This window comes from Pantoea sp. GW821-FHT03E06 (assembly GCF_059420725.1).
In genome coordinates this window covers 1,680,971-1,707,618 of the sequence record NZ_JBWKUG010000001.1, presented here as the reverse complement: position 1 = coordinate 1,707,618, position 26,648 = coordinate 1,680,971, and the positions used below count along the sequence as shown (strand labels likewise).

Sequence of the window (26,648 nt, the reverse complement as noted above, 5' to 3'; positions counted from 1 at the left end):
GTATTGCGCGATAAATCGCGCCGCTACGGAAGGTGCGGTGATGTGAGACGGCGCTTAACTGTTCGGCATTACGGTATTATCGGGTCATTGAGTAAGAAGATAAAGATCGACGCCGTTGCTGCGCGCATTTGTTAACAGTAATCGCCTGTTTTCTTGGGTTTTTGTTACTAACACGCTATGGTAAGTGCCCTTCGGTCATGATTGTGATGACCGACGATAAGGTTAATAACAAGAATGAGAAAGGATAGCTGGCATGGAGTTCACCATACGTAAAGCCCAGGCGGAGGATGCAGAGCTGCTGCACCAGCTGGGACGCATGACCTACAGTGCGCATTTCAAGCATATGTGGGTTTCCGCAGAAGAACTGGATGCCTTTATCGACAAAGAGTACGGCCTCATCGAGCTTGCCAGCAGTCTGGCCGCACCGAATGAGAGCTGGCTTATCGCCGAGACGGACAAACCCATTGGCTTTGCCAAAGTCACCTGGAACACACCGGTACCGGATTCAGGCATGAGCGGCGCACTGCTGAACAAGCTGTATCTCAACCCGGAAGAAACCGGCAAGAATTACGGCAGATGGATGTTCGAGAGCATTATTAATGAGGCACGCGATAAGCGCGAAGGCTACTTGTGGCTGGAAGTATTAGGCGAGAATGTCCGCGCACGTAAGTTCTATGAAGCCTTCGGCATGCAACACATCAAAGACATTCCATTCATCACCGCTTCGCAGCAGAGCACGCTGCAGATTTTGGGGATGATGATTTAGCCTTCGTATCCCGTTTATGGCTTGCCTCTGCATGGGCAAGCCGCGGACTTTCACTAAAATTAAATTCCCTTTCCTGCCAAGTGTTTTGCAGATAGTCGCCGGTACTGGCTTGATCAACCTGCCCACTCGATATTACTGTATACACATACAGTAATAATTTGAGATCGCAGCCATGCAGTTTTATCAGCCCGCGGAAATCCGCGCCATTGTAGACTTCCCTTTATTCATTAGTCGGGTGCCCTGTGGCTTTCCCTCACCGGCTCAGGACTACGTTGAACAGCGCATCGACCTCAACCACTTTTTAGTGGATCACCCCAGTTCAACCTACTTCATCAGAGTAAGCGGTGATTCCATGATTGAAGGCGGTATTGCGGAGGGGGACCTGCTGGTGGTAGACAGCTCCCCCAAGCCCAGGCACGGCGATATTGTGGTCGCCTCTCTCTCGGGTGAATTCACCGTCAAACAACTTATGCTGCGGCCCTACCTGCACCTCAAACCCATGAATGCGGCCCATGCGATCATCCCCATTCCCGATGTGGATCAGTTCGAAGTCTTCGGCATCGTCAAACACGTGATCAAAACGTTGGGCCGCTAATGTTCGCCTTAGTGGACGTGAACTCTTTCTACGCCAGCTGCGAAACCGTGTTTCGCCCGGATCTGCGCGGCAAACCGATTGTGGTGCTGTCCAACAACGACGGCTGTATTATTTCGCTGAGTAAAGAAGCCAAAAAGCTCGGCATTAAAATGGGTGCGCCCTACTTTAAACATCGCGAAGAGTTAACGCGCCATAACGTGGTGGTGTTCTCCTCCAACTATGCGCTTTATGGCGATATGTCGCGGCGCGTGATGGAGACGCTGGCGCTGATCTCCACACGCGTCGACGAGTACTCCATTGATGAAGCCTTTGTTGATGTCACCGGCATCGACGCCTGTATGACGCTAGAACAGCTGGGGCGGGATATTCGCGATCGCATCTATCAGGACACGCATCTGCGCGTGGGGGTCGGTATTGCCCCCACCAAAACCCTCGCCAAACTGGCCAACTGGGCCGCCAAGCGCTGGACCAAAGCCGAGAATGTGATGGATCTTTCCGCACCGCTGCGCCAGCGTGAATTGATGAAGCGGGTCAAGGTTGAAGAGGTATGGGGTGTCGGTCGCCGCTTATCGAAAAAGCTCAATCTCATGGGCATTGATACCGCGCTGCAGTTAGCTGAAACGCCCACAGCGTTGATCCGCAAACACTTCGGCGTGGTTCTGGAGCGCACCGTACGTGAATTATGCGGTGAGCCTTGCCTGGCGTTTGATGAGGTGGTCCCGAATCGGCAAAATATATTGTGCTCGCGCTCGTTTGGCGACCGCATTACCGACTATCACGATATGCGCGAGGCTATTGCCAATTACGCTGCCCGCGCCGCCGAAAAGCTGCGCAGCGAGCGGCAATATTGTCGCCATATTGGCACCTTTATTCGCACCAGCCCACACGATCCGCATCATCCCTATTATGCGAATGCCGCTAGCCAGACGCTTATTACGCCAACTGCCGATAGTCGTGACATCATTCAAGCGACGCTCAACTGTTTGGATCGCATCTGGGTTCCCGGTAAGCGCTACATGAAAGGCGGCGTGATGCTGGGGGATTTTTTCAGCGATGGCGTGGCGCAGTTCGACCTGTTTGCCGAATATCAGCCGCGTCACAACAGCGAGCAGCTAATGGCACTGATCGACAAGATGAACGCCCACCAGCGCGGTGCGTTATGGTTTGCCGGACAGGGTATCCAGAAGCCCTGGGCAATGAAGCGTGAGATGCTTTCACCGGCATATACAACACGTTTATCCGATCTTCCCGTGGCAAAGTAACCTTGATGCGCTTCGCTTTATTGACGCCTATCGCTAAATAATCGAGGCCAATTATTTCTCATGAATGGGTTATTACCAGCCAATGCAAATTGTTAATAAGGTAACGTTAACCATTTCCTTTCCCTTGAATTAATAACAGGCCAATGCGATATTCTGGCGATATCATCCTTCCCCTACACCGTTAAATTTGATTAACACCCGGAGGCAGTATGTCGAGTGAAGAGAGAGTGAAAGAACTTGAAGAGAACGTAAACAGGCTGGAAATCGAAGTTGCTGCCTTGCGCGAACTGATGATCAAGCAAGTTGCGGTAAATAACATCACCTTTAAGGGAAAATATGATGAGGTTATCATTCAGCTAGCAAAAGAATATGAAGAGCGCGGGTTAGAGGATGAGCTAAATAGCCAAATGCACGAAGCGCTTCGTCAATATATCAACTATCAGCTGCCGACGGTGGAATAAGCCAGAGACGAGAATGTCAGTCGGTTACTCCCTTCTCTGCTCTGGCAACGCCGGCATATCGATCCCTTGCGCACGATTACGCCCGCCACGCTTCGCCCTATACAAAGCATGGTCGGCATGCTCCAGCAGTTTTACTGCGGAAACCATGGCGGGCGTGGACGTCGTGGCGCAGCCGGCGCTAAGCGTCACGTGACCGAGCGGTGAAGAAGCATGGGGCAGCTTCATCATCCTCACGGCTTCTACCGCGCGGTTAGCCAGCGCTATCCCCTCATCGAATGCGGTATCCGGCAAGATAAGCGCAAACTCCTCCCCACCGTAGCGGGCCGCCATATCCGATCGCCTCACGGATAACGAAGCCAGTAGCTCACCTATCACCTTCAACCCTTCATCTCCCGCAATGTGTCCGTAGGTGTCGTTGTAATGTTTGAAAAAATCGATATCGATCATGATGAGCGAAAGGGGTTTACCGCTTGCGGCCGCGTTGCCCAGCGCTTCACGGAGGAAGCGATCGAATTCCCGGCGATTCGCTAACCCGGTAAGCCCGTCAATATGTGCGAGCTTGTCCAGCGACAGATTGGCCTTGTGCAGCTCATCTCGTAGGCTGGTCAGTTCCTGCTGATAGCGCAATACGCGCCGTGCATGACGCAGCTGAAACGTCCCCAGTAATAAGATGGTCAACAGCAGAATCAGGCTGAGGATAATGTCCTGCCCCCGCCCATTAATCCAAATGCTAAAGAGATCGTCGGCGTTGTAACCCGCGGCGACGATGATCGGATAGCGATCAGAACGCGCAAAGCCAAAGATCCGCGCTTGCCCGTCCAGCGCCGCCTTCCATTGACCGCTGCCGCGATCCATTTTGGCGAGCATATGCTGAAACAGCGGACTTGAGGAGAGATCTTTACCAATGTAACTGTCTGGCATCGGACGGGCATAAAGCACGGTGCTGTCGGACAACATTAATACCAGCACATCGCGTTTGCCGAGCTCGTAGTAGCTGTAAAAACGACGGAAGTAATCCACCTTTATGGTCGCCAACAATACCCCTTTGAATCCGCCACTGGCATCGCTCACCCGCAGGGATACGGGGATTACCAGATCGCCCGTGCTGCGGCTGCGAATCACCGGGCCAATGTGCAGGTTATTGCGTCGGTTGCTGCGCTGATAAGTAAAGTATTCACGATCGGCGTTATTGATGTTGCTGGGCACGCGATCGGCAGAGGTCGCGATCCATGTGCCGTCCGCATCGTAATAAAACAGTCCGTGCAGTTGCGGCAGGCGGTGCTGCAACTCACGCATAGTATGGCTCAGATCCGCCCCCTGAATCCCTGTCGCCAACTGCAGTTGCAGATCGCGCTGTATCTGTCTCAGCGAAAGTTCTGCCTGGAGAAAGGTATCTTCCGCCTGGCGCGACTGCGACACGGCGAGATTCATCGCCGTTTCCTGCGTTTGATGCACCGTGGCCAGCCAGTCTTCCCGTAGCGTCCAAAGACTCATACCGACCACCGTGAGGATCAGGAAGAGACCGGACAGCACAATGCTTTTCAGCAGGCCAGATTCGGTGTTGACCTTTTTATCCATTTTCCTTTTTAACGGCATTGTGTCCTCTGTTTTAAGCCCACAACAGAGTTAAGCATGTAAATAACAGAGGGGAAGTTGATAGTGGATAAATCAGCGAGTGAAGGTGAACTATCAGATTAGTCTCTGCGGATAATCGGCTGGGATGAAATATCAATACAACCGCTTAAAACGCCGCGGTGACTCGCAGATAATGGCAGGTTAGCGCGCCATCACTACCGCCTATGACCGTTACAAGCGAGTACGGTAGTATGAGTCGACCACTTTCCGTGGTCGACTCATACCGCACGCGTTACATACGCGATCGTTGGGCCAGCGCTATGCGGGCTTTTTTATGATGGCTTCAGAGCATGACTAATGCCCTGAGCCGCGAAGATCAGCGCCAGATGGCTGAGCCCCTGAGGCATATTCCCTCGCCATGACTGCGTGCGGACATCATACATTTCATTGAAAATGTCGACGTTACCCTGACGATTAAGCGCGACCAAAATCTCTTCCATCATCGCTTCTGCACCGGCGCCATCGCCCATGGCCGCCCAGGCTTCCACCATCCAGAAAGAGCACGCCAGGAAAGTACTCTCCTCTTTATCTACGTTGCTATAGCGATAAAGCATCGCACCGTTATTCCCCAGTTCGCGCCGGATTACGCGATAAGAGGAGAGCATCCTTTGCGGATTAACGCTGTTGCCATAATGGTGCATCAGCGTCAGCGCGGCATCGACCTGCTCATCACTGCCCACATAAAAGGTATAGCTCTGCAGCGTCTCAGACCAGCAGTGCGTTTCGATCCAGTGGCTAATGCGGTCACGTTCTCGCTTCCAGCGTTCAACCCAGGTGGGCTCAATGTATTTCTTTTCGGCCAATACCACCGCACGATCTAAAGCCAGCCAGCATGCCATCTTCGAATGGGTATAGTGCTGTTCTTCCGGCAACTCCCAAATGCCAGAATCCTTCTGGCGCCAGCTATCCGCACAGCAGTTTGCCAGCTCACCCAGCAGGCGCGCGGTGGTGAGGTCCAGCACGTGTCCGGCCTCCACGAAGCCCTGCGCCGTGGCCAGCATATCGCCGTACATGCTGAGCTGAACCTGATCGCGCGCGTTATTACCAATACGCACCGGCTGCGAATCCTGATAGCCGCGTAACGCTGGATAGCGCTCCTCAGGGACTTTCTCACCTTCCAGGGTGTAGCAGGCGCGGAGCCGTACGCCATGATCGATGATGGTCTGCGTGAGCCAGGAGAACGCGGCTTTACAATCTTCCAGCGCGCCCAGGCAAATAAAGGCTTTAATGATCAGACAGGCATCGCGTACCCAGGCGTAGCGGTAGTCGTAGTTCTTCTCTTTGCCGATACCTTCAGGCAGTGATGTGGTGGCGGCCGCCGCCAGCGCGCCCGTCGGCGAGTACCAGAGAAATTTCAACGACAGCGCCGAACGTATCACCAGCGGCGCATAACGGCCGCTATAGCTCAGGCTGTTGACCCAGTCACGCCATGCCGTGTCGCTGGTTTCGATGCGGCCATCAATGGCATTCATGTCCGGGACCGCCAGCGGCTCTTTTTCCGTTACCAGCAGGGCACAAAGCGAACGTGCGCCTTTGCTCACGGTGAGCGTGCCGGTCACTAATTCATCGTCGATATGATCGAGAATAATGTCTTCACTGGTGCGCAGCATCGCCATCAAATCGGCAATGTGATACACCTTGCCCTGTGCGCTGTCCGCAATCCACGGGGAACGCGTCTCGGCGGCGGTGCCGAAGCGCAGCGTAATTCTTAAGGTCACCTCACCTGCCAGCCCCTCAATACGCCTGGCCAGTTCACTCCAGGGTAAGCGCCCTGCCAGCGTGCTATTGATCGATTCTGTTAGCAGCACCGACCCGCTATCGGTATCGAAACGGGTCTCAAGCACATTACTTTTTTCGCGATAGTTGCGCGTGACGCGGTAATCCGCCACGGGGACGATCTGAAAGAAACCGCCAATCTGTGGATCAAGTATTTGGTCAAAAAGGGGTTTTGAATCGAGATTAGGTGCGCACCACCAGTCGATAGAACCATCTGGCGCAATAAGCGCCACGGATCGTCCTTCCCCAATTGCCGCATAGTCACCCAGTCCGGCGAATCCATTAATACGTTGCGGATGAGAATATTGCTGATTTTCCAAAATGGTTTTCCTGAAGAGTTTAACGATGTGGACGCCGAATGCAGCCACTAAATAACTGCCACGATCAAGGCTAGTTCAGATTTCAGAATAAAAATGAAAATCACACGTTAACGCGATAATCAGGAATAACTGGTTACCTTAATAAATGATTTCGGGTGATACTTAAATTCACCTTTAATCCAACTTATCAGGAAGGATATTTCTTAAAATCCTCATCATGCTCGACTTTCAAATAAACAATGCTAAACCTGAAAGTGAAATAATATTTTTGCGGGAGAGGACAGATGAAGAAGATATGGATTGGGCTAACGTTGGCGGCCGCACTAAGCTGTTCTGTGATGGCCTCGCAAGGCGTGTTTGAGATTAAGCCAATGGTGACCGACGCCCACACTCACCAGCCGGAAAAATAGCCTGCAGAGGGCGGAGCAATTCACTCCGCCCACGGCTTTTATGCCGCTACAGTCAATGCTTTCTTACTGCGCGACCAGACCCGGTGGGACGCCATTACGGTCAGGAAATCATCCATCAATGTTCCCTCCGCTTTGGCGGCTTCCACCAGCCCCTCCTCCGTTTCGCTGTCCTGCACGTTGAACTGCGCTTTAAACCGACGCGCATCGCCGCTCAGGCCAATCGCTTTGAGGTGTTTATAGGCTTCCAGCAAGAAATAGCGCGCATCACCGCTGAGCAGTAACGCATCGATATTGCCATCAGGCACAATCACCGCGTCGAAGGTGAGCGAAGGAAGTCCGGTAAAGGTCGCGTCGATCGGCAGAACGGAACCATCATCGGCCAGCACTTGCCCCATATGCGCGGCCAGCAGTTTAGCATGCACACCTTTTGCCTTCAGTGCCTGAAGGATGGCAAGAACGTCGGCTGCTTTCGTGCCGTCACTGAGCAGTAAGGCCACCTGGCGACCTTTAACGTCACCACTCGGCTGCGCATACAGACTCAGGCTTTCATCTTTTTGCAGGCCATTCACATCTTTTGGCGGCGCCGTCTTAAGCTGCTCATCGCTCAGCTTGAGGCCCAGATTTTTCGCCACGCCTTGCGCCAGGTTGACATCGATTTGCAGCAGATGATCAACGACGCGCTCACGGATATAAGGACGCGCCACCTTACTGAGCTCAAACGAGTAAGCGCCAATAATATGTTGCTGCTCTTCCGCTGTCTGGCTCAGCCAGAACAGCCTTGGCTGGGAGTAGTATTCACCAAACGACGGACTGCGCTCGCGTACTTTGCTGCCTTCCACCCGCTCCTGATAGCTTTCGAATCCACCCTGCTTGGCCGCCGGTGGGACTTCGCGCGGCCAGTTATTGTTGATCGAGTTGGGTTCATAGTTGGCCGGGTTAGTGTCAATTTCCGTACGATGCATGCCCTGTCGCTGGAAATTATGGTAAGGGCAAACCGGACGGTTAATCGGGATTTCATGGAAGTTGGGGCCACCGAGGCGGCTAATTTGCGTGTCGGTGTAGGAGAACAGTCGTCCCTGTAGCAGCGGATCGTTGGTGAAGTCCAGTCCCGGAACAATGTGTCCCGGATGGAACGCTACCTGCTCGGTTTCCGCAAAGAAATTGTCTGGATTGCGATTGAGTACCATTTTACCGACCAGCTCAACCGGTACCAGCTCTTCAGGAATGAGTTTTGTCGCATCAAGAATATCAAAATCGAATGTAAACTCGTCTTCCTCAGGTATTAGCTGCAGGCCTAATTCGTATTCCGGGTAATCACCGGCTTCAATCGCTTCCCACAGATCGCGGCGGTGGAAATCGGGATCGCGGCCCGTCAGCTTCTGTGCTTCATCCCACAACAGCGAGGCTTTGCCGGCAACCGGTTTCCAGTGGAATCGCACGAAGGTGGCTTTACCCTCCGCGTTAATCAGGCGGAAGGTATGAATGCCGAACCCTTCCATGGTGCGATAACTGCGCGGAATACCGCGATCGGACATCGCCCAAATCACGTTATGCAACGTCTCAGGCTGCAGCGACACATAGTCCCAGAAAGTGTCATGTGCGCTCTGTCCCTGTGGAATTTCGTTATGCGGCTCGGGTTTTACCGCGTGAACAAAGTCCGGGAATTTGTGCGCATCCTGAATGAAAAATACCGGGGTATTGTTGCCGACCAAATCAAACACGCCCTCATCGGTGTAAAACTTGGTGGCGAATCCACGGATATCACGCACGGTATCGGCCGATCCGGCGCCCCCCTGCACGGTGGAAAAGCGCACGAAGACAGGTGTGGTTTTGTCGGGATCGCTGAGAAAGCCGGCTTTGGTCAGGGCTTCTAACGAACGATAGGGCTGGAAATAGCCGTGTGCGGCTGAACCACGTGCATGGACGATACGCTCTGGGATACGTTCATGGTCAAAATGCGTGATTTTTTCACGCATGATAAAGTCTTCCAGCAACGTTGGCCCACGCGAACCCGCGGTAAGCGAGTTCTGATCGTTTGCAATCCGCGTGCCCTGGTTGGTCGTAAGCCCGGCGTTTTCGCCATTTTTACGATACTCATCAAGCTGCTCAAGTTTCGCGTTTTGCGTCTCGGGGGCTTTAAGGCTGCCCGGTGCAGTGGGCTGTTTGCCCGGTGGCGTCGGTTCTGCCGCAGGTTTATGTCCTCCGCCCTGCGGCGCTAAATCCCCTAATCCCGGTTGAGATGTTTCAGGCCCTTTATGCGGGGCGGTATGTTCTAAATTCTGTTCTTTTTTTTCTTTCGACATGTCACATGCTCCTTCAGGTTAAGACCCCATTAACTGTAGAGCATAAAATCAGAAAGATTGCCGCTTCATGTATAAATGATGCGCGAATGAATCAATAACATTGATTTAAAGAGGCGTAATTTTAAACGAAGCGTTTAATTATTTTTTTAGACTTACTCGTTCAGTCACTAAATACCCGTTTCGCTTAGGTTGACTTGACGCAAATAATAGCTTGTCAGAGTGGATTAATCAGGGACATCTCTTTTCTGGTTGCAGGCCGGGTTAATCGTCACGGTCGACATCGCGTAAAGGATGGCGACCGTGGCGCCACAAGCGGGCAATTTAGGGTTTAAGGATAACCTTGGTCCAGCCATCGTCGCGATCGTCAAAATGACGGTAGCCGTCGGGCCCCTCTTCCAACGATAAGCGATGAGAGATAATACTGCCCGGCTGAGCTTTACCTGTTGCAATTAGCCGGGCTAACTGGCGGTTATACGCTTTTACATTCGCTTGGCCAGTACGAATTGACTGCCCTTTAAACCAGAAGCTACCAAAATCAAACGGCATTTTACCGACCTTTGCCAGCTCACTGGCTGCGTTTGGATCCTGCGGAATAAATACCCCCACCACGCCAATACCGCCGGTTGCTTTGGTCGAGGCGACCAGGCTATTCATCGTCGCGCTATTGTCTTCATGCCCATGCCGATTACAGCATTGGTAGCCCACACATTCGCAGCCGCAATCCGTACCACGGCCATCGGTCAGCGCAAGAATTTTCTCAACGGCATCTTCCCCCACGGCATTGATTGCCGTAGCGCCCATTTTCTCTGCCAGCGCAAGACGGTCGGCATGCGTATCCACCACGAAGACCTGTGACGCCCCTTTGATCACGGCGGAATGGGCCGCCATCAAGCCTACTGGCCCGGCCCCATAAATGGCTACACTATCGCCGGGCCGCATACCTGCGAGTTCGGTCGCATGCCAGCCGGTGGGGAAGATATCTGACAACATGACATAATCCTCCTCCTTCTCTTGCGCATCCGAAGGAAGCACAAGGCAATTGAAATCGGCAAAAGGCACCCGCAGCAGCTCGGCCTGGCCCCCTTCCCAGGCGCCCATCTCGGCAAATCCATAGGCAGCCCCCGCTGTGCCCGGATTGGCTGTCAGGCAGAAGCCGGTTAAGCCTTTTTCACAGTTTTCACAGAAACCACATCCGACATTAAAAGGCATGCAAACGTAGTCTCCGACCTTGATACGTTCTACTCCGCTGCCAACTTCAATCACCTCTCCAAGATTTTCATGACCAAAAATACGCCCCTCTTCGAAGCTGGTACGCCCTTCATACATATGTAAATCTGAGCCGCAGATATTCGTGGTCGTAATACGAATCAGCGCATCTGTTGGGCGGACAATTTTGGCATCCGGTACATTTTTTACCGATACATCAAAAGGTCCGTTATAGACGATAGCTTTCATGCGTTATTGTCCTAATTAATGGGATTTAATTTTAGGTGTGCTAATAAGCGCACCGCGAATGAAATGGCTCGCTTATCCCGATTGATAAAAAAGTCACCTTTATACCCTGGCATAAATACTCAGAAGTGGCGTTTGTTATTACCGGTGCGCTTGCAGTGCAATCGTGAATATTTGTGCCAGACTTAATCCAGCATGAACGAATAAATCCATGGAGAGACGATGAAACCTATTATTTTGGCTTCGGTAATAATGATGTTTAGTTTAGGTGTGAGTGCCGCTGAAGGTGGATTCAAAGCCGGGGAAACCCCGCCGCCGCAGAATAAACAGGATGCGGGTTACAAAGGTTCTGAAGATACCGGACAGACCGCAATATCCCAAATACGGGATTTCCGTCAGGGAGGATACGTTACGCTGGAGGGATATATCGTCGAAAAATTAAAAGGTGACAGTTACAAATTTCGCGATAACACCGGAAACGTAACAATTATCGCAGATGCAAAGGCCTTTAAGGGAAAAACCTATTCGGCAGATGACAAAGTCCGCGTCAGCGGAAAAGTGTATGGTCACGGGGAACAAACCACATTAAAAGTCGCGCGTATTGATGAGCCCTGAAAACCGAGAGTGAAAGGATGAAAAATCTGCACCGAAGGGCTTAGCGGTGCAGATTTTCTTTGGCGCCGATTTCATTAGCCTGCGGTTTTGAGCAAAGCGCGCAACACCACTTCAAGTTCCGTCTCACCCATTACCCGTTCTGCCTGCGGCTTTTCAAAGCAGATCCACTCCTCATTGAAGCCATCGATCATCCGCATGCGCGGTAAAGGATGCTGATGCCCCTGCGAACGAAAAATCGCTTCCCACGCATCACGCTCGACGGCTTCCGCAACCACCGGGCGCCCTAGAATGGAGGCAAACGTGTTAGCAATGTCGTTGGGTGTCACGCGCTGCGGGCCTTCTAACTCAACAATGCGTTTCCCCTGCCACTCTTGCTGCAGCAACATTGCGGCTAGGGTGCCGACATCAGCGGTGGCGATCATCGGTACCGCTTTATCCAGCGGATGCAAATAGCTGTGAATCACACCATTATCACGCGCAGAGACGACATCTAATGCGCAGTTCTCCATAAACCAGCCCGGACGCAGGAAAGTAACCGGCAGATCCAGTGCATTGAGCGCCTGCTCCAGCAGGGTACGCTGGGTTAACAGGTTCGTTTTCTCGGCCTGAGCACCAATGGTCGAGAGGCAAACCACTTTCTCAGGCGATTCGCAACGAATAGCCTGGACCACTGCATCAATGATGAGGCGGGCGGCGGGAAATCCCGGCGCGGGATCAAAATCCGACGGGGGAAGAATGAACACGCCAGTCGCACCGTTAAACGCATCGGCCAATGCACTGGCATCCTTCATTTCGGCAAAGGCAACCTCACAGCCCAGGTCCTGCCACTGGGCAGCCTTACTGACATCTCGCATTACGCCGCGCACGGGAAGATTGTTGCTGAGTAAGGCGCGCGCAACTGCGCCGCCAACCTTTCCGGTAATACCAGTGATCACATACATGGGTTAATTTCCTGTTTGCTTAAAGAAACGGTACGGACGGCAGTATAGGAAACCCGGTTAATTGACAGAATGCACATCGACTCATTACTTTGATGACATAGAATCACCCTGCGTATGTGAGAAATTTTGATGAGCATTGATGGCCGTTTGTTGTCAAATATCAGCGTGTTAGCCGCTATCGTGCACAGCGGCAGTTTTGCTCGCGCGGCTGACGCGCTCAATTTGTCGCCCTCTGGAGTGAGTCGTGCGGTGACACGTCTGGAAACCAGCATCGGCGTACGACTGTTTGACAGAACCACCCGCGCCATCACCCTGACAGATGAGGGGCGGACACTGTATGAAGAGATAAGCCCATTGCTGGCGGGCATTGGCGATGCGGTAAGTCTGGCCTCCGGCGCTTCCACCGCGATACATGGGCGGCTGCGCATTAATGTTGATCCCTTTTTCTCACGCCACATTCTGGCGCCGCATATTGATAGGTTTATGCAGCGCTATCCGGAGATTGCTCTGGAGCTGGTGGTGCGCGATCGGCTTGGCGATATGGTGGCTGAAGGTTTTGATATTGCCGTGCGCTTTGGGCATCCACCCACGTCTTCGCTGGTTGCACGCAAGCTACTGGAGACGCGCACGGTGACGGTCGCATCGCCAGACTATGTGCGTCAGCATGGCCAACCTGCCACACCTGACGATCTGGCTCATCACGCCTGTATCCAGATGAAAAGCACCATGACCGGGTTGCCGCTCGAGTGGGAGTACCGTTTAAATGGCGACGTGGTTGCGGCCAAAATTTCCAGCCGCCTGATGGTCAATGAATCCGGCACGCTGCTCGCGGCCTGTCTGGCGGGTGCCGGTATTGCGCGCATCAAAGCCAGCGGTATTGAAACGCTGCTTGCTGAAGGCCGCTTAGTAGAATTACTCACCGAATGGCAAGGCGAGCGTTTTCCGCTTTACGCCTTGTATCCTTCGCGGCACCTTCCCCCTGCCAAAGTGCGTGCCTTCATCGACTTTGTTATCCAGCTACTGAACGCTGAGCGTCAATGAACGCGCTTTTGCCGCCTTACGCCGCCTGCCACTCCGCGACGAGCGTTTTCACTAGCTCTGCCGCAGGCATCTCTCGCGCCAGTGCAGCGCCCTGACCAGCCCACTGAGCACCAAATCCATGATCACCTTTGGCCGCTGCAGCGGCAGCCAGCGCTTTGCCTAGCGCGTAGGCCAGCGGATAAGGCGGAATGGAATCCTGCGCAAATTCACGTGCAAGGTGGCAAAAATCGTTAGTGATACATCTGGCCGAACGGCCAGAGATGGCCGCAATAATCTCGGTGCTATTGGCCTGCTCGCTGTTTAACGCTTGGCGATAAGCCGCATTGGCGGCTGATTCCGGGCACAAGATAAACGCGGTACCTAACTGTACGCCCGCCACGCCCAGCTTGAGCATGGCAGCAATTCCCGCACCATCCATCACCCCACCTGCGGCAATTAATGGCAGGCGCGAAACCTTGCGAAGCGTTTGTACCAGCGTAAAGGTGCTGAGCTGCTGATCTTCATCTGCAGGATTAAACATCCCGCGATGTCCCCCGGCCTCAATGCCCTGCGCGACAATAAAATCGATGTCGGCGGCTTCGATAGCCTGTGCTTCAGCAAGGCTAGTTGCGCTCGCCAGCGTAATAATGCCGCGGCTTTTTAATCGCTGCACAAATGCGGCGGAAGGTAACCCGAAATGGAAACTCACTGCGGCAGGTGCGTTAGCCAGCAGCACCTCCAGCATCGCGTCGTTATCGAGGAAAGTTTGATAAATCTCCGACAGCGACGCGGGCAGCGCCGCATCATAACGCTCAAATACGGGCTGGAAGCGTGTAATCCAGGCCTGTTCTAACTGCGCATTGCGCTGTACCGGCGCGTGACAAAAGACGTTGACGTTAATGGGCGCGGAGGTCAGAGAACGTGTTTTACGGATCATGATATCCGCCTGCTGCGGCGTTGAAGCACCTACGCTGATCGATCCCAGCGCGCCGCTGTTACTGACCGCCGCCGCCATTTCCGGCGTGGAGACGCCCGCCATCGGCGCCTGGATAATCGGATAGGTGAGATTGAGCGTCTGACACAAAGAAGGGTTCATCATTTACCTGCTTAATTCGCTATGCGTTACCACGTTAAAGCCCTCTTCACTCTGGGGCGCAACGAAGTAGCTGCTGATCAGCGCAAACTGCGCATCGGTTGCGGCGAAGTCATGCTGCCCGCTGGCGTTGCGCGCATGCAGGCGTGTTTTACACACGTCATCGGGCACATCAAGATAATGGAGCTGATGCTCTGCCCCGGCGCTGTGGATCACCGCCTTCATCCACTGCCGTTGATTGACAGTATTGGCTGGAAAATCCAGCACGACCGAAACGCCACGCTGCAACAAGGCGATCAGGTGCGGCGTCATCGCGTTACGCAACTTACCCGCACAACGCAAATAATCAGCCACATCATGCATCTCTTCGGCAAATAGATGGGCCAACCACGCATCCTCGCTGACGATCACCGCACCCGTGTGCTGCGCCAGCTGATGGGCCAACGTTGATTTGCCGGCAGCAATTTTGCCACAGAGCAGATGTAAGGTCGGGCGGGATGTCGATGCGCACACAGATTCCATAAAACAGCTCCAGATAAGATGACGCATTAACATGCCGCGAAATTGCCGCCCAGTAAAGGCTGGCAGCTACACTTAGAACATCGCTACCTACAACAGGAGAAGCCCGATGCATAAAATCGACTTTCCGGTCAGCAAAGCGCGGAAATATCTGGAGCCGGGTCCGGTGGTATTAGTGAGTTCTCAGTATGAGGATCGACGCGACATCATGACGCTCGGCTGGCACACCATTCTGGAATTTTCGCCGTCGCTGGTTGGCTGCATGATCGCTGGCGGCAACCACAGCCATGACCTGATCCGCCAGAGCGGCCAGTGCGTGATCAACGTCCCATCGGCGGATCTGGTCGACAACGTGGTGGCGATTGGTAATAGCCACGGCGATCGCCTTGATAAGTTTGATGCCTTTAAACTGACGCCTGAACCGGCAAGCGTGGTCAATGTCCCGTTAATTAATGAGTGTTTTGCCAGCTTTGAGTGTCAGCTGTATGACGATTCGATGGTGAATAATTACAACTTCTTCATTTTCGAGATCGTTAAAGCGCATATCACCGAAACGCCAGAGTTTCCGCCCACGTTGCACTACACGGGCGAAGGCCGCTTTAGCGTGATGAGCAAATTACTGCTCGATAAGCGCGATGACTTTAAGCCAGAAATGTTAATTTAACTGCTTGAATTGCTATAGGCTTGACCCCACTTTGATGCTTTCGCCCTGACAGGAGTAAAAAACAATGGCAACCGAATATGCGGTGATCGCCGGTGGCTGTTTCTGGTGTACCGAAGCAGTTTTTAAAGATGTGATTGGCGTGGAGTCAGTCGAGAGCGGTTATACCGGCGGCGCACGTCCGAATCCGACTTATGAGCAAGTGTGCAGCGGCGCTACGGGCCACGCGGAGGCGATTCGCATTGGTTTCGATCCGGCGCAGGTGAGCTATGGCGATCTGCTGGATATCAGCTTTGCTACCCACGATCCAACCCAGCTGAACCGCCAGGGTAACGATATTGGCACGCAATACCGTTCGGCGATTTTCCCCGCCAACCCCGAGCAGGAAGCCGAAGCGATTGCCGCCATTGCGCGCGCGCAGGAAGGCCTGAGCGATCCGGTGGTGACCACCATCGAGCCGCTGAAAGAGTGGTATGCGGCGGAAGGATATCATCAGGATTATTGGGAAGGCGCCGGGCAGCGCAACGGTTACTGCATGGCGGTGATCCCACCGAAATTGCAGAAGCTGCGTAAGAGCTTTGCTAATCGCGTTAAATCGAGTTAATTCCGAACCCCAGGTGCGCGTACATGCGCACCCTACACAATCAAACCCGGCACGATGCCATGGATGAGAGTACGCGACCTTCCCTCTATTATCCGTCATACTAAGCGCCCTCTTCTCTACCGAGAGCGATCATGTCTTCTTCACAGCAAGGAATCGCGGCGCGTAAGCAGCCGATGAAGCTTAATACGCTGGTTACCCTGATGCTCAGCGCGGTCATTGTGCTGGTGCTGCTCAGCGTGCACATGTTTTATTTTTTCCAGATTGGCGCCTCAACCCGCGCGCAGCTGGAAGATAAAGCCATGGCGGTGGCGCGCACCCTGGCGGATTCGCCCGAAATACAGCGCGCTTTAGCCTATCCGCCCAATGGTACGCGCATCCAACCGATTGCCAAAGCCGTTGAGGAGAGCAATAACCTGTTGTTCATCACGGTGACCAATATGGACGGCATCCGCTATTCGCATCGCAACCCTGAACTGATTGGTAAACACTTCATCGGTGAAGATATTGAGCCGGCCCTGCACGGCCATGAGAACGTCTCGGTGAATCAAGGTTCACTGGCGAAAGCGCTACGCGTCTTCACCCCGGTTTTCAATGCGCAGCATCAGCAGATTGGCGTGGTGGCGATTGGCATCTCGCTGGATGCCGTCACCGTGCAGATCAACCAGAGCCGCTGGAGTATCCTGTGGACCATTTTTATTGGTACGCTGGCGGGCGCTATCGGTACCTTTGTCCTGGTACGCGTGCTGAAACGCATTCTGTTTGGTCTTGAACCCTACGAAATTTCGACGCTGTTCGAACAGCGCCAGGCGATTCTCAACTCGCTGAAAGAAGGCGTGGTGGCAATGGACGACCAGGCGCAGGTGACGCTGGTGAATCAGGCGGCACGTTCGCTGCTTAACGATCCGATGGCCAGCGGCATGATGAGCGGCGACCGTATTTATGATGCTTCGGTGATTAACGATCATCTGCAGCATGTGTTGCACAACGGGAGAGCGCGCCGTGATGAAGAGCTTAATGTGAATGGGCGCGTATTACTGAGCAATACCGTACCGGTGCGAAATCAGGGGCGGATTATCGGCGCCGTGTGTACCTTCAGGGATAAAACAGAAATCAGTCAGCTAATGCAGCGCCTGACGGGCATGGTAAACTACGTTGATGCGCTGCGTGAACGTTCGCACGAGTTTATGAATAAGCTGCATGTGATTTTAGGCCTGCTGCACATGAAAAATTACGCGCAGGTTGAAGCCTATATTCTCAAGACCGCCAACAATTATCAGACCGAAATTGGCTTTCTGCTCGATAAAATTAAGTCGCCGGTGATTGCGGGTTTTCTGTTGAGTAAAATTAATCGCGCGTCAGATTGTGGTCATCGCCTCACGATCAGCGATGCCAGTTTCTTGCCTGACAGCGGCAATGAGCAACAAATGGCGGCCCTGATCACCGTGATCGGCAACCTGATTGAGAACGCCCTTGATGCGCTCAGCGAGCAGATTGAGGGTGAGATCCACGTCATGCTGCATTATCAGAATGGCTGGCTGACGTGTGAAGTGAGTGACGACGGTCCCGGTATTGAAGCTGAACGCCTGAATACCATTTTCGAAAAAGGCTTCTCTACCAAAGGTGAAAATCGCGGCGTCGGACTGTTTTTGCTGAAGCAGCAAACGGAAAACCTCGGCGGCAGCGTGAGCGTAGAGTCTGAAGCCGGGGTATTTACCCAATTTTTAGTCCAACTTCCCTGGGATGGAGGAAACCAATCCGCATGATCAATGTGCTAGTGGTCGACGATGACGCCATGGTCGCCGAGCTGAATCGCGCTTATATCGGCCAAATACAGGGCTTTAACTGCTGCGGCACCGCCTCGACGCTGAAGCAGGCCAAAGAGATCCTGTTTAACAGTGATACCGAGGTCGATCTGGTGCTGCTGGATATCTATATGCAGCAGGAAAATGGTCTCGATCTGTTGCCGGAATTGCGCACGGCGCAGAGCGCAGTCGAAGTGATCATCATTTCGTCCGCCGCGGATGCGGAGAATATCAAAACTTCGCTGCATTACGGCGTGGTGGATTATCTGATCAAACCATTCCAGTTCCCGCGCTTTGAAGAGGCGCTGACCGGTTGGCGACAGAAGAAATCGCTGATGGACAATCAGCATTACTATCAGCAGTCCGATGTTGATTTGCTGATTCACGGCAGCCCGGCAACGCAGCACGACAATAAGCGACTGCCAAAAGGCTTAACGCCGCAGACGCTGCGCACGCTGTGCCAGTGGATTGATGCCCATCCAGGTCACGAATTCTCAACCGATGAGCTGGCGGCGGAAGTGAATATTTCGCGCGTGTCCTGTCGTAAATATCTGATTTGGCTGGCGCAGATTAATATTCTGTTTACCAGCATTCACTATGGCGCGACCGGTCGACCGGTATATCGCTATCGCCTGCAGCCGGAGTACCATTCGCTGCTGCAGCAATATTGTCAGTAACGCAGTTGCCAGGCGAAATCGCGCTGCTGGAACTGGAAGTGGCGCGGCGAGGAGCAGATAATCTGCCGATCGCGCGTGACAAATACCGCATCGATGTCGGGCTGGTCAGCGAGATACGCCAGCCCTTGCTCTACGCCCATGCCGTACAATAGCGTGGTGTAGATATCACCATCAATTGAGCGATCGGAAATCACCGTCACGCTCAGCAATTCGTTATCGAGCGGATAACCGGTTTGCGGGTCAAAAATATGGTGCCAGCAGCGCCCATCCAACTCAAAATAGCGCTCATAAATCCCCGACGTCACCACCGATTTTCCCTGCACCTGCAGCACGCCTAACAGTTCATCGTCGCGGCCAAACGGCTTTTTCAGGCCGATGCCCCAACCTTGCGGCTCATGCGGCGGCGAGCCCAGCGTTTGTACGTTGCCGCCCAGATTGATTAGCGCCTGCTGCACGCCCTGTTGGCGCAGAAATGCCTGCGCGCGATCGGCGATATAGCCTTTGGCGATGGCACCCAGATCGATCTCCATGCCCGGCTGCTGCAGAAATACCGAGCAATCAGCGGAATTAAGCACCACCTGATGCGGATCGGTCAGTTTCAATAGAGCAGCAATCTCGTTTGCCGGCGGCACCGCGCGCCCCTGAAATCCAATTTTCCAGCACTTCACCACCGGCCCGATAGTGAAATTAAACGCGCTTTCCGGCAGCAAACTCACGGCGTGTGCCACGCTGATTAAGGCAAATACCGGCTCGCTCACCACCACCGGATGATGACCAGCCGCCTGATTGATCGACATCACTTCAGATTCAGCGCGATTAACGGTGAAGAGATTTTCTTGCTGTTTAATGAGTTGAAAAACCTGGCGGGCTAACGTGGGATTGTCATCGAAGAGTTTAAGCAGAATGGGCGAACCCATGAGCACGGCAGAGTAAGAAAAGACGCCAGCGGTCATTGCATGCCTCTAAAGAAAATGATGCCCGCACGAGGCGGGCATCTTTACAGCTTAGTGTCCTAGCGCCAGTTTAGCGGCATTGTGACCAGCTTTGATACCAAAGATGATGATATCTGCCACCGCGTTACCGCCGATGCGGTTTGCACCGTGGATGCCGCCGACCACTTCACCTGCCGCCCACGCACCTGGAATCACCGCTTTCTGTGCATCCAGCACCGCGGTATCGGTGTTGATGGTGACGCCGCCCATGGTGTGATGCACGCCCGGTGCGATACGAATCGCAAAGTACGGACCTTTATTCAGCGGATGACGCAGCGCCGTTTTACGGCCAAAGTCTTCGTCATCCTGCTTCGCCACGAACTCATTGTAACGACCCAGCGTGGTTTGCAGCGCTTCCTGATCCATGTTGAGTTTCACCGCCAGCTCGTGCGGCGTGGGTGCGCTGATCACGAAACCTTTGGCGATATATTCATCCGCCGCTTTGTTATTGGCGCGTACCTGCTCATCAAACACGATCCATGCGCTCTTCTCTGGCAGCGCAATGATCTCAGCAGAGACTTTGTCACGGGTTTCCATTTCGTTATAGAAACGCTTGCCCGCCTGACTCACCAGAATCGCCCCGCCGCCGCGCATCGCTTCGGAAATCAGGTACGAGGTGGTTTGTTCAACCGTTGGGTGAATCTGGATTTCGCCCATATCGACGGTATCCGCGCCAATGTGCTGCAGCATGGCGATGCCACTACCGGTTGCGCCTTTATGGTTCGTGGTGACGAAACCATCCAGCTCAGGGCGATACTTCACCACCATTTCGCGGTTAGCACTGAAGCCGCCGGTCGCCACAATCACGCTTTTCGCGTTGATGATGCGGCTATCGTTATACTCATCCACTACTTTCACGCCGGTGACCGCACCGTTTTCCATCAAAATTTCGGCGACCGACGTTTCCAGCAGCACTTCGATATTGCGCTGATTAACGTTCTTCACCAGGCCGCTGATCAGGAACCCACCCACCGCTGAGCGATCTTCCGGACGGTGCGTACGATCGATGCTCATACCGCCGGTGATGGTGATGTCGCACAGTTCAATCTGTTTCGCCGCCAGCCACTCAATCGCTTCGGGCGCTTGCTCAACAAACTCGCGCAGCAGCACCGGGTTGTTTTTGAATTTGCCGCCTTTCAGCGTCTCTTCGTAGAACAACTCTTTGCTGTCTTCAATGCCTTTCAGCTTCTGATAACGGGTTTCTGCCGCGTTCATGCCGACCGACGCTTTGATGGTGTTACCGCCGATGGTGGGCATCTTCTCAATGATCACGACGCGTGCGCCATCGTCATGTGCCTGAATCGCCGCCGCCAAACCAGCACCACCGGTTCCGACTACCACCACATCGTAATTGACCGGCGCATTCGGGTTGCCGCCCTCTTCAATCACATACTCTTTGCTCGAGGTGGTCATGGCGCGGGATACCGCTTTCTTCAGCGCTTCACTCTGCGTGGTGGCGCCGGTAATGGCATCAACGTGTGGACTGTTCGCCACCAGAATGCGTTCACGCAGGCTTTCAAAGGTGCTGGTGAAATCGACGTCGAGGCTCGGGTCCGGCACCAGCGAGATATCGGTGATACGGTCGGTGTCGAGCGTGACGTTGATTTTCAGCTTCAGCGCTTCGGCTTCCACTTTCGCCTGATAAACGCCGGCTTTGTATTTACGACCGGTATCGCTGACGTCACGGATCATGGCATCCACCAGCGAGAAGCGCCACAGCGGTTCTGGGATGGTGAGCGCTTCGCGCTTGGTGCTGTCGATGTACAGCTCCATGTGCTCATTCTTCATGACGCGGTCGGTCCAGTCTGGATAGGCAATGCAGGCTTTACCTACCGCGACCAGATCAAAGCCATGCTCCAGCGCATTCTCCGCGTCTTCTTTATTCACCACACCGCCAACGCCAATCACCGGCACTTTTGCCAGGTTAGGTGAGCGCTGTGCCAGATATTTGGTGATTAACGGGGTCGGATCTTGCGTGTCGACAATAGACGGACGCAGCAGCTGGCCGACAGAGAAGTGCACATAGTCCAGACCACGTTCCGCCAGTTTCTCCAGCAGATAAAGCGTGTCATCCCAGCGGATGCCAGGGACTTCCAGCTCTTCCGGTGAGAAGCGATAACCAATAATGAAATCCGCCGCGGCGAAGCGGTCAGCCATTTTGTGGGTAATCTCTAGCACTTCCATTGGGAAGCGGGCGCGGTTATCGCGGCTGCCGCCCCATTTGTCGTCGCGCTGGTTGGAATTGGGCGAATAGAACTGCTGAATTAAATAGGTGTTGGCACCATGGATTTCGACACCGTCGAAGCCGGCTTTAATTGCACGGTTCACCGCATCACCAAACTTGGTGATCATCACGTCGACTTCTTCTGCGGTCAACGCCTGCGGCTTGGTTGCACCCTCACGTGGCGCCGCAATGGCACTTGGCGCGACCGGCGTTTTACCGCCAATCAGCGCAGGTTCCACCATACGGCCGCCATGATAAATCTGCAGAATCGCTTTTGAACCCTGCGATTTGATGGCATGCGCAATTTTTGCCAGACCGGGGATTTTGTTATCGCTATCGATACCGAGCGCGCCGGGGAACGCCGGACCACGGTTATCGACAAAACAGCATTCAACAATGACGGTACCGATGCTGCCGGCACGTACGCGGTAATATTCGACAAGGTCACTGGTAACACCGCCGTCAAAGTAACCGGTACAGGTGGTCATCGGTGCCATAACCAGGCGGTTTTTAAGCACTGCACCTTTCGGTAACGTAAGCGGATTAAGAATCGGGGTGAGCGTATTCATGATGAGCAACTCCAAAATTAAGAAACTTTGTATTCAATTCTTTGGCGGTTCGGAGATTTTATAATTATTTAAGTGGTCCGATTTCATGGTGTAAATATACCATTTTATTTAGTTACATAACCTTATTCGTTAGTTATATAAGTTTTACCTTTGGAAATAATATTTGATGTTCATGTCTCAAAGCTTCGCTTCGCTAAGTTTTAACCAATACTTGACAAAAATCAACTTTTTCCTTACATTTAAAACAAATCCAGCCTTATCATAAAGATAAAATGCCTCCTTCCGCTCTTTTTTGCTTGATTTTTGGCGTTTCGTTAACATCGCACGGTTATTTTTCACCTAATGGTTCGTTTATTAATGCACGCATGCTTAAAGCAAAAAAACCACTAATAAATTTTATTGATCTGGATCAAAATAGATATTTTAATTAATCGCATCATAGCCACATTCAATTGATAATTCGCGTATCAAATTTTCCTGAAAGCGATTTATTTAAAAGCCAGTTTTAAATGTCACGACTAATCTGTTAAAAGAGTTTTGTAACTAAAAAAATCGGATTGATTCGGGGCGTACAAACGCATTCTCCATAACTTGCAGACCAAAACTATGAACACACAAACAACCCAGAGTGAATCCCTACAAGCGCCGCCTGCGGCGCCGGGGAAAAAGAACCGCCTGATCATGTTGTGCCTGCCAATTATTGTGGCCGTGCTGTTGCTGCTGGTTCCCACCCCTGCGGGACTGGAACCTTATGCGTGGCACTTCTTCGCTATTTTTGTCGGCGTGATTGTCGGGCTGATCTTCGAGCCACTGCCGGGCGCCGTTATCGGCTTAACCGGCGTGGTGGTGATTGCGCTGTTCAGCCAATGGGTGCTGTTTAGCCCGGCGGAACTGGCCGATCCCAAGTTTAAAACGGCGGCGCAGTCGTTCAAATGGGCAGTAAGTGGCTTCGGCAACTCTACGGTCTGGCTGATCTTCGGTGCCTTTATGTTCGCTGCGGGCTACGATAAGACCCAGTTCGGCCGCCGTCTGGCGCTGATTCTGGTGAAATATCTCGGCCGTCGCAGCCTGACGCTCGGTTATGCCATTACCTTCGCCGATCTGCTGCTGGCGCCGTTTACGCCTTCAAACACGGCGCGCAGTGGCGGTACTATCTACCCCATTATCGCTAACCTGCCGCCGCTGTACGGTTCAAAACCGAACGATCCGAGCGCGCGTAAAATTGGTTCTTATCTGATGTGGGTAGCGATCACCGCCGCCTGTATCACCAGTTCCATGTTCCTCTCAGCACTGGCTCCTAACCTGCTGGCGCTGGCGCTGGTGAAAAGCGTGGTCGGTTTCGATATCTCCTGGGGCATGTGGTTCCTCGCCTTCCTGCCGCTGGGCGTGCTGCTGATTCTCACCATGCCGCTGCTGGCTTACTGGCTCTATCCGCCAGAAGTGAAAGTGAATGATGAAGTGCCACGCTGGGCCACCGCTGAGCTGGCTAAACTGGGCAAACTGAAACGCAATGAAATCCTGCTGCTGGGCTTTGTTGTTGCCGCACTGATGATGTGGATCTTCGCTACCGCGTGGATTGAGCCAGCCATGGCCGCGCTGTTAGTTATTGTGCTGATGCTGTGGACTGGTGTTCTGAACTGGAATGACATCACCAGCAATAAAGCGGCGTGGAACACCTTCGCCTGGTTCGCCACGCTGGTTGCGCTGGCTGATGGTTTAGCTCGCGTTGGCTTCATCGCCTGGCTGGGTAAAGAGGGTGCCATGTTACTGCAGGGCTATGACCCACAAGTTTCTGCTGTGGTCCTGCTGGTTGCCTTCTACCTGTTGCACTACCTGTTTGCCAGCACCACGGCGCACACCACCGCACTGCTGCCTGCCATGCTGACCATTGCAGCATCAATCCCAGGCATCAACATGCCGGTATTCTGTCTGATGATGTGTGTTTCTTTAGGTGTGATGGGCATTATTACGCCATACGGCACCGGCCCAAGCCCGATTTACTACGGCAGCGGCTATCTGCCAACTAAAGATTACTGGCGTCTTGGTACCATCTTCGGTGCGTTATTCCTGGTTCTGCTGATGGTTGTCGCCTATCCATGGATGGTGATGATGTTCTGATGATGTTGCTTCGGTGTTAAAACGGAGCCGCGCATTACCGTGAAAATGTTATGATACTCGCCAGTCAGCCCCTGCGGAGGGCTGGCGAGAGAAAACCAAATAACAGATCGCCTAATTTGTCGCCCGTCATGCTGGCGGGCAACACGAAGCTAAGTGAGCCAACATGTCGAACAAACCCTTCTATTATCAAGATCCCTTTCCTCTCGCCAAAGATGATACCGAATACTATCTGCTGAGCCGCGATTACGTCTCCGTGGCCAACTTCGATGGTGAAGAAGTGCTGAAAGTGGATCCCAAAGCGCTGACGCTGCTGGCAAAGCAGGCATTTCACGATGCTTCCTTCATGCTGCGCGCCTCGCATCAGGCACAAGTGGCATCGATCCTCGCCGATGACGAAGCCAGCAAAAACGATAAATACGTTGCCCTGCAGTTCCTGCGCAACTCTGAGATTGCCGCGAAAGGCGTACTGCCAACCTGCCAGGATACCGGCACCGCGATCATCATGGGTAAAAAAGGCCAGCGCGTCTGGACCGGCGGTGGCGATGAAGCCGCGCTGTCGCAAGGCGTCTACAACACCTTTATCGAAGATAACCTGCGCTATTCCCAGAACGCCGCGCTGGATATGTATAAAGAGGTGAATACCGGCACCAACCTGCCGGCACAGATCGACCTCTACAGCGTCGACGGCGACGAATACAAATTCCTGTGCATCGCTAAGGGTGGCGGTTCCGCTAACAAAACCTATCTGTATCAGGAAACGAAAGCGCTGATTACCCCTGCGAAGCTGAAGAACTACCTGGTCGATAAAATGATGTCGCTGGGTACTGCAGCCTGTCCGCCATACCACATCGCCTTCGTTATTGGCGGTACCTCAGCGGAAAGCACGCTGAAAACCGTTAAGCTGGCCTCAACGCACTACTACGATTCACTGCCGACCGAAGGTAATGAGCATGGTCAGGCTTTCCGCGACGTACAGCTGGAAGAAGAGCTGCTGAAAGCGTCGCAGGAACTTGGCCTGGGCGCGCAGTTTGGTGGTAAATACTTCGCGCACGATATCCGCGTGGTACGTCTGCCGCGTCACGGCGCCTCCTGCCCGGTTGGCATGGGCGTCTCCTGCTCCGCAGACCGTAATATCAAAGCCAAAATCAACCGCGAAGGTATCTGGATTGAGAAGATGGAAGACAATCCTGGCCGCTACATCCCGGAAGAACTGCGCCAGCAGGGCGAAGGTGAAGTGGTTCATGTTGACCTGAACCAGCCAATGAGCGAGATCCTGAAGCTACTGTCGGCCTATCCTGTCTCAACCCGTCTGTCACTGAATGGTACCATCATCGTGGCGCGCGATATTGCGCACGCCAAGCTGAAGGAGCGTATTGATAACGGCGAAGGTTTGCCGCAGTACATCAAGGATCATCCGGTTTACTACGCGGGTCCGGCCAAGACGCCAGAAGGCTATGCTTCCGGCTCACTCGGCCCAACGACTGCGGGTCGTATGGATTCTTACGTTGATTTGCTGCAGGCCAACGGCGGCAGCATGGTGATGTTGGCCAAAGGCAACCGCAGCAAACAGGTTACCGATGCGTGTCACAAACACGGCGGTTTCTACCTCGGCAGCATCGGTGGCCCGGCAGCCGTGCTGGCGCAGCAGAGTATTAAGAGTCTGGAATGCGTGGAGTATGCCGAACTGGGCATGGAAGCGATCTGGAAGATTGAAGTGGAAAACTTCCCGGCGTTCATTCTGGTGGATGACAAAGGTAACGACTTCTTCCAGCAGATTCACAATAACTGCGCGGCCTGCGTGAAGTAACCCTTTACCTGCCTCAAAACTAAAAT

23 protein-coding genes are annotated in these 26,648 nt (G+C 53.3%); 13 read left to right on the top strand and 10 right to left on the bottom strand.

What is annotated here, in order from left to right; genetic code table 11:
* The first annotated feature begins 253 nt into the window (after positions 1-253).
* From AC07WB_RS07920 to AC07WB_RS07905, 4 genes are all read left to right on the top strand, one after another.
* Positions 254-766, top strand: coding sequence for a GNAT family N-acetyltransferase (locus AC07WB_RS07920; protein WP_345826841.1), 513 nt, complete (start codon positions 254-256; stop codon positions 764-766).
* Between the two features lie 172 nt (positions 767-938).
* Positions 939-1,361 (top strand): translesion error-prone DNA polymerase V autoproteolytic subunit, encoded by a 423-nt coding sequence (gene umuD / locus AC07WB_RS07915; RefSeq protein WP_097094165.1) that lies wholly within the window; start codon positions 939-941, stop codon positions 1,359-1,361.
* Positions 1,361-2,623, top strand: coding sequence for a translesion error-prone DNA polymerase V subunit UmuC (gene umuC, locus AC07WB_RS07910; RefSeq protein ID WP_345826842.1), 1,263 nt, complete (start codon positions 1,361-1,363; stop codon positions 2,621-2,623). Before umuD ends, umuC begins: the two co-directional genes overlap by 1 nt.
* 209 nt (positions 2,624-2,832) lie before the next feature.
* Positions 2,833-3,084 (top strand): hypothetical protein, encoded by a 252-nt coding sequence (locus AC07WB_RS07905; RefSeq protein ID WP_345826843.1) that lies wholly within the window; start codon positions 2,833-2,835, stop codon positions 3,082-3,084.
* Positions 3,085-3,108: 24 nt separating this feature from the next.
* Here the strand turns inward: AC07WB_RS07905 and AC07WB_RS07900 are convergent, their stop codons facing one another.
* Positions 3,109-4,680, bottom strand: a complete 1,572-nt coding sequence (locus tag AC07WB_RS07900) for a sensor domain-containing diguanylate cyclase (protein ID WP_345826844.1) — start codon at positions 4,678-4,680, stop codon at positions 3,109-3,111.
* A 311-nt stretch (positions 4,681-4,991) separates the two neighbouring features.
* A complete protein-coding gene (locus AC07WB_RS07895; RefSeq protein WP_345826845.1) occupies positions 4,992-6,815 on the bottom strand; it encodes a glycoside hydrolase family 15 protein in 1,824 nt (607 codons plus the stop codon).
* A gap of 284 nt (positions 6,816-7,099) precedes the next feature.
* Between AC07WB_RS07895 and AC07WB_RS07890 the strand changes: the two genes are divergently transcribed.
* Entirely contained in the window at positions 7,100-7,225 is a 126-nt protein-coding gene (locus AC07WB_RS07890) for a hypothetical protein (RefSeq protein WP_320204454.1), read from the top strand.
* 38 nt (positions 7,226-7,263) lie between these two features.
* On the opposite strand, the gene katE is transcribed toward AC07WB_RS07890, so the two are convergent.
* Both katE and AC07WB_RS07880 read right to left on the bottom strand, forming a co-directional pair.
* Complete coding sequence (gene katE / locus AC07WB_RS07885) at positions 7,264-9,528, bottom strand: catalase HPII (RefSeq protein WP_097094170.1); 2,265 nt, start codon at positions 9,526-9,528, stop codon at positions 7,264-7,266.
* A 321-nt stretch (positions 9,529-9,849) separates the two neighbouring features.
* Positions 9,850-10,983 carry a glutathione-independent formaldehyde dehydrogenase gene (locus AC07WB_RS07880; protein WP_494940281.1) on the bottom strand — a complete coding sequence of 378 codons (1,134 nt, stop codon included), beginning with the start codon at positions 10,981-10,983 and terminating at the stop codon, positions 9,850-9,852.
* Between the two features lie 219 nt (positions 10,984-11,202).
* Here AC07WB_RS07880 and AC07WB_RS07875 point away from each other — a divergent pair, with 219 nt between their 5' ends.
* Positions 11,203-11,595 (top strand): YgiW/YdeI family stress tolerance OB fold protein, encoded by a 393-nt coding sequence (locus AC07WB_RS07875; RefSeq protein ID WP_097094172.1) that lies wholly within the window; start codon positions 11,203-11,205, stop codon positions 11,593-11,595.
* Between the two features lie 74 nt (positions 11,596-11,669).
* On the opposite strand, the gene AC07WB_RS07870 is transcribed toward AC07WB_RS07875, so the two are convergent.
* Positions 11,670-12,536, bottom strand: a complete 867-nt coding sequence (locus AC07WB_RS07870) for an NmrA family NAD(P)-binding protein (RefSeq protein WP_494940280.1) — start codon at positions 12,534-12,536, stop codon at positions 11,670-11,672.
* Positions 12,537-12,665: 129 nt separating this feature from the next.
* Here AC07WB_RS07870 and AC07WB_RS07865 point away from each other — a divergent pair, with 129 nt between their 5' ends.
* Positions 12,666-13,577, top strand: coding sequence for a LysR family transcriptional regulator (locus tag AC07WB_RS07865; RefSeq protein ID WP_494940279.1), 912 nt, complete (start codon positions 12,666-12,668; stop codon positions 13,575-13,577).
* A 16-nt stretch (positions 13,578-13,593) separates the two neighbouring features.
* Here AC07WB_RS07865 and AC07WB_RS07860 read toward each other — a convergent pair whose 3' ends face one another.
* Both AC07WB_RS07860 and AC07WB_RS07855 read right to left on the bottom strand, forming a co-directional pair.
* Positions 13,594-14,652, bottom strand: a complete 1,059-nt coding sequence (locus AC07WB_RS07860; protein ID WP_494941058.1) for an NAD(P)H-dependent flavin oxidoreductase — start codon at positions 14,650-14,652, stop codon at positions 13,594-13,596.
* A gap of 3 nt (positions 14,653-14,655) precedes the next feature.
* Complete coding sequence (locus tag AC07WB_RS07855; protein ID WP_097094175.1) at positions 14,656-15,171, bottom strand: P-loop nucleotide/nucleoside kinase family protein; 516 nt, start codon at positions 15,169-15,171, stop codon at positions 14,656-14,658.
* Positions 15,172-15,277: 106 nt separating this feature from the next.
* On the opposite strand from AC07WB_RS07855, the gene AC07WB_RS07850 reads away from it, so the two are divergent.
* The 4 genes from AC07WB_RS07850 to dcuR all read left to right on the top strand — a co-directional run bounded on the left by AC07WB_RS07850 (position 15,278) and on the right by dcuR (position 18,912).
* Positions 15,278-15,832: a flavin reductase family protein gene (locus tag AC07WB_RS07850; protein WP_494940278.1), complete on the top strand. Its 555-nt coding sequence runs from the start codon at positions 15,278-15,280 to the stop codon at positions 15,830-15,832.
* A gap of 64 nt (positions 15,833-15,896) precedes the next feature.
* Positions 15,897-16,433, top strand: a complete 537-nt coding sequence (gene msrA, locus AC07WB_RS07845) for a peptide-methionine (S)-S-oxide reductase MsrA (protein WP_097094177.1) — start codon at positions 15,897-15,899, stop codon at positions 16,431-16,433.
* Between the two features lie 131 nt (positions 16,434-16,564).
* A complete protein-coding gene (locus AC07WB_RS07840; RefSeq protein WP_494940277.1) occupies positions 16,565-18,196 on the top strand; it encodes a sensor histidine kinase in 1,632 nt (543 codons plus the stop codon).
* On the top strand, positions 18,193-18,912 hold the full coding sequence (dcuR, locus tag AC07WB_RS07835) for a two-component system response regulator DcuR (RefSeq protein WP_097094179.1): 720 nt from the start codon (positions 18,193-18,195) through the stop codon (positions 18,910-18,912). Before AC07WB_RS07840 ends, dcuR begins: the two co-directional genes overlap by 4 nt.
* On the opposite strand, the gene AC07WB_RS07830 is transcribed toward dcuR, so the two are convergent.
* The 3 genes from AC07WB_RS07830 to AC07WB_RS07820 form a co-directional block, all read right to left on the bottom strand.
* Positions 18,906-19,865 carry an FAD:protein FMN transferase gene (locus AC07WB_RS07830; protein WP_494940276.1) on the bottom strand — a complete coding sequence of 320 codons (960 nt, stop codon included), beginning with the start codon at positions 19,863-19,865 and terminating at the stop codon, positions 18,906-18,908. The two genes, dcuR and AC07WB_RS07830, sit on opposite strands and share 7 nt — an antisense overlap.
* 51 nt (positions 19,866-19,916) lie before the next feature.
* Positions 19,917-22,697 carry a flavocytochrome c gene (locus tag AC07WB_RS07825; RefSeq protein ID WP_097094181.1) on the bottom strand — a complete coding sequence of 927 codons (2,781 nt, stop codon included), beginning with the start codon at positions 22,695-22,697 and terminating at the stop codon, positions 19,917-19,919.
* 177 nt (positions 22,698-22,874) lie between these two features.
* Entirely contained in the window at positions 22,875-23,036 is a 162-nt protein-coding gene (locus AC07WB_RS07820; RefSeq protein WP_494940275.1) for a hypothetical protein, read from the bottom strand.
* Positions 23,037-23,303: 267 nt separating this feature from the next.
* Here AC07WB_RS07820 and AC07WB_RS07815 point away from each other — a divergent pair, with 267 nt between their 5' ends.
* Positions 23,304-24,815 carry an anion permease gene (locus tag AC07WB_RS07815; protein ID WP_097094182.1) on the top strand — a complete coding sequence of 504 codons (1,512 nt, stop codon included), beginning with the start codon at positions 23,304-23,306 and terminating at the stop codon, positions 24,813-24,815.
* A gap of 163 nt (positions 24,816-24,978) precedes the next feature.
* Positions 24,979-26,622 carry a class I fumarate hydratase FumA gene (gene fumA, locus AC07WB_RS07810; RefSeq protein WP_097094183.1) on the top strand — a complete coding sequence of 548 codons (1,644 nt, stop codon included), beginning with the start codon at positions 24,979-24,981 and terminating at the stop codon, positions 26,620-26,622.
* The last annotated feature ends 26 nt before the right edge of the window (positions 26,623-26,648 follow it).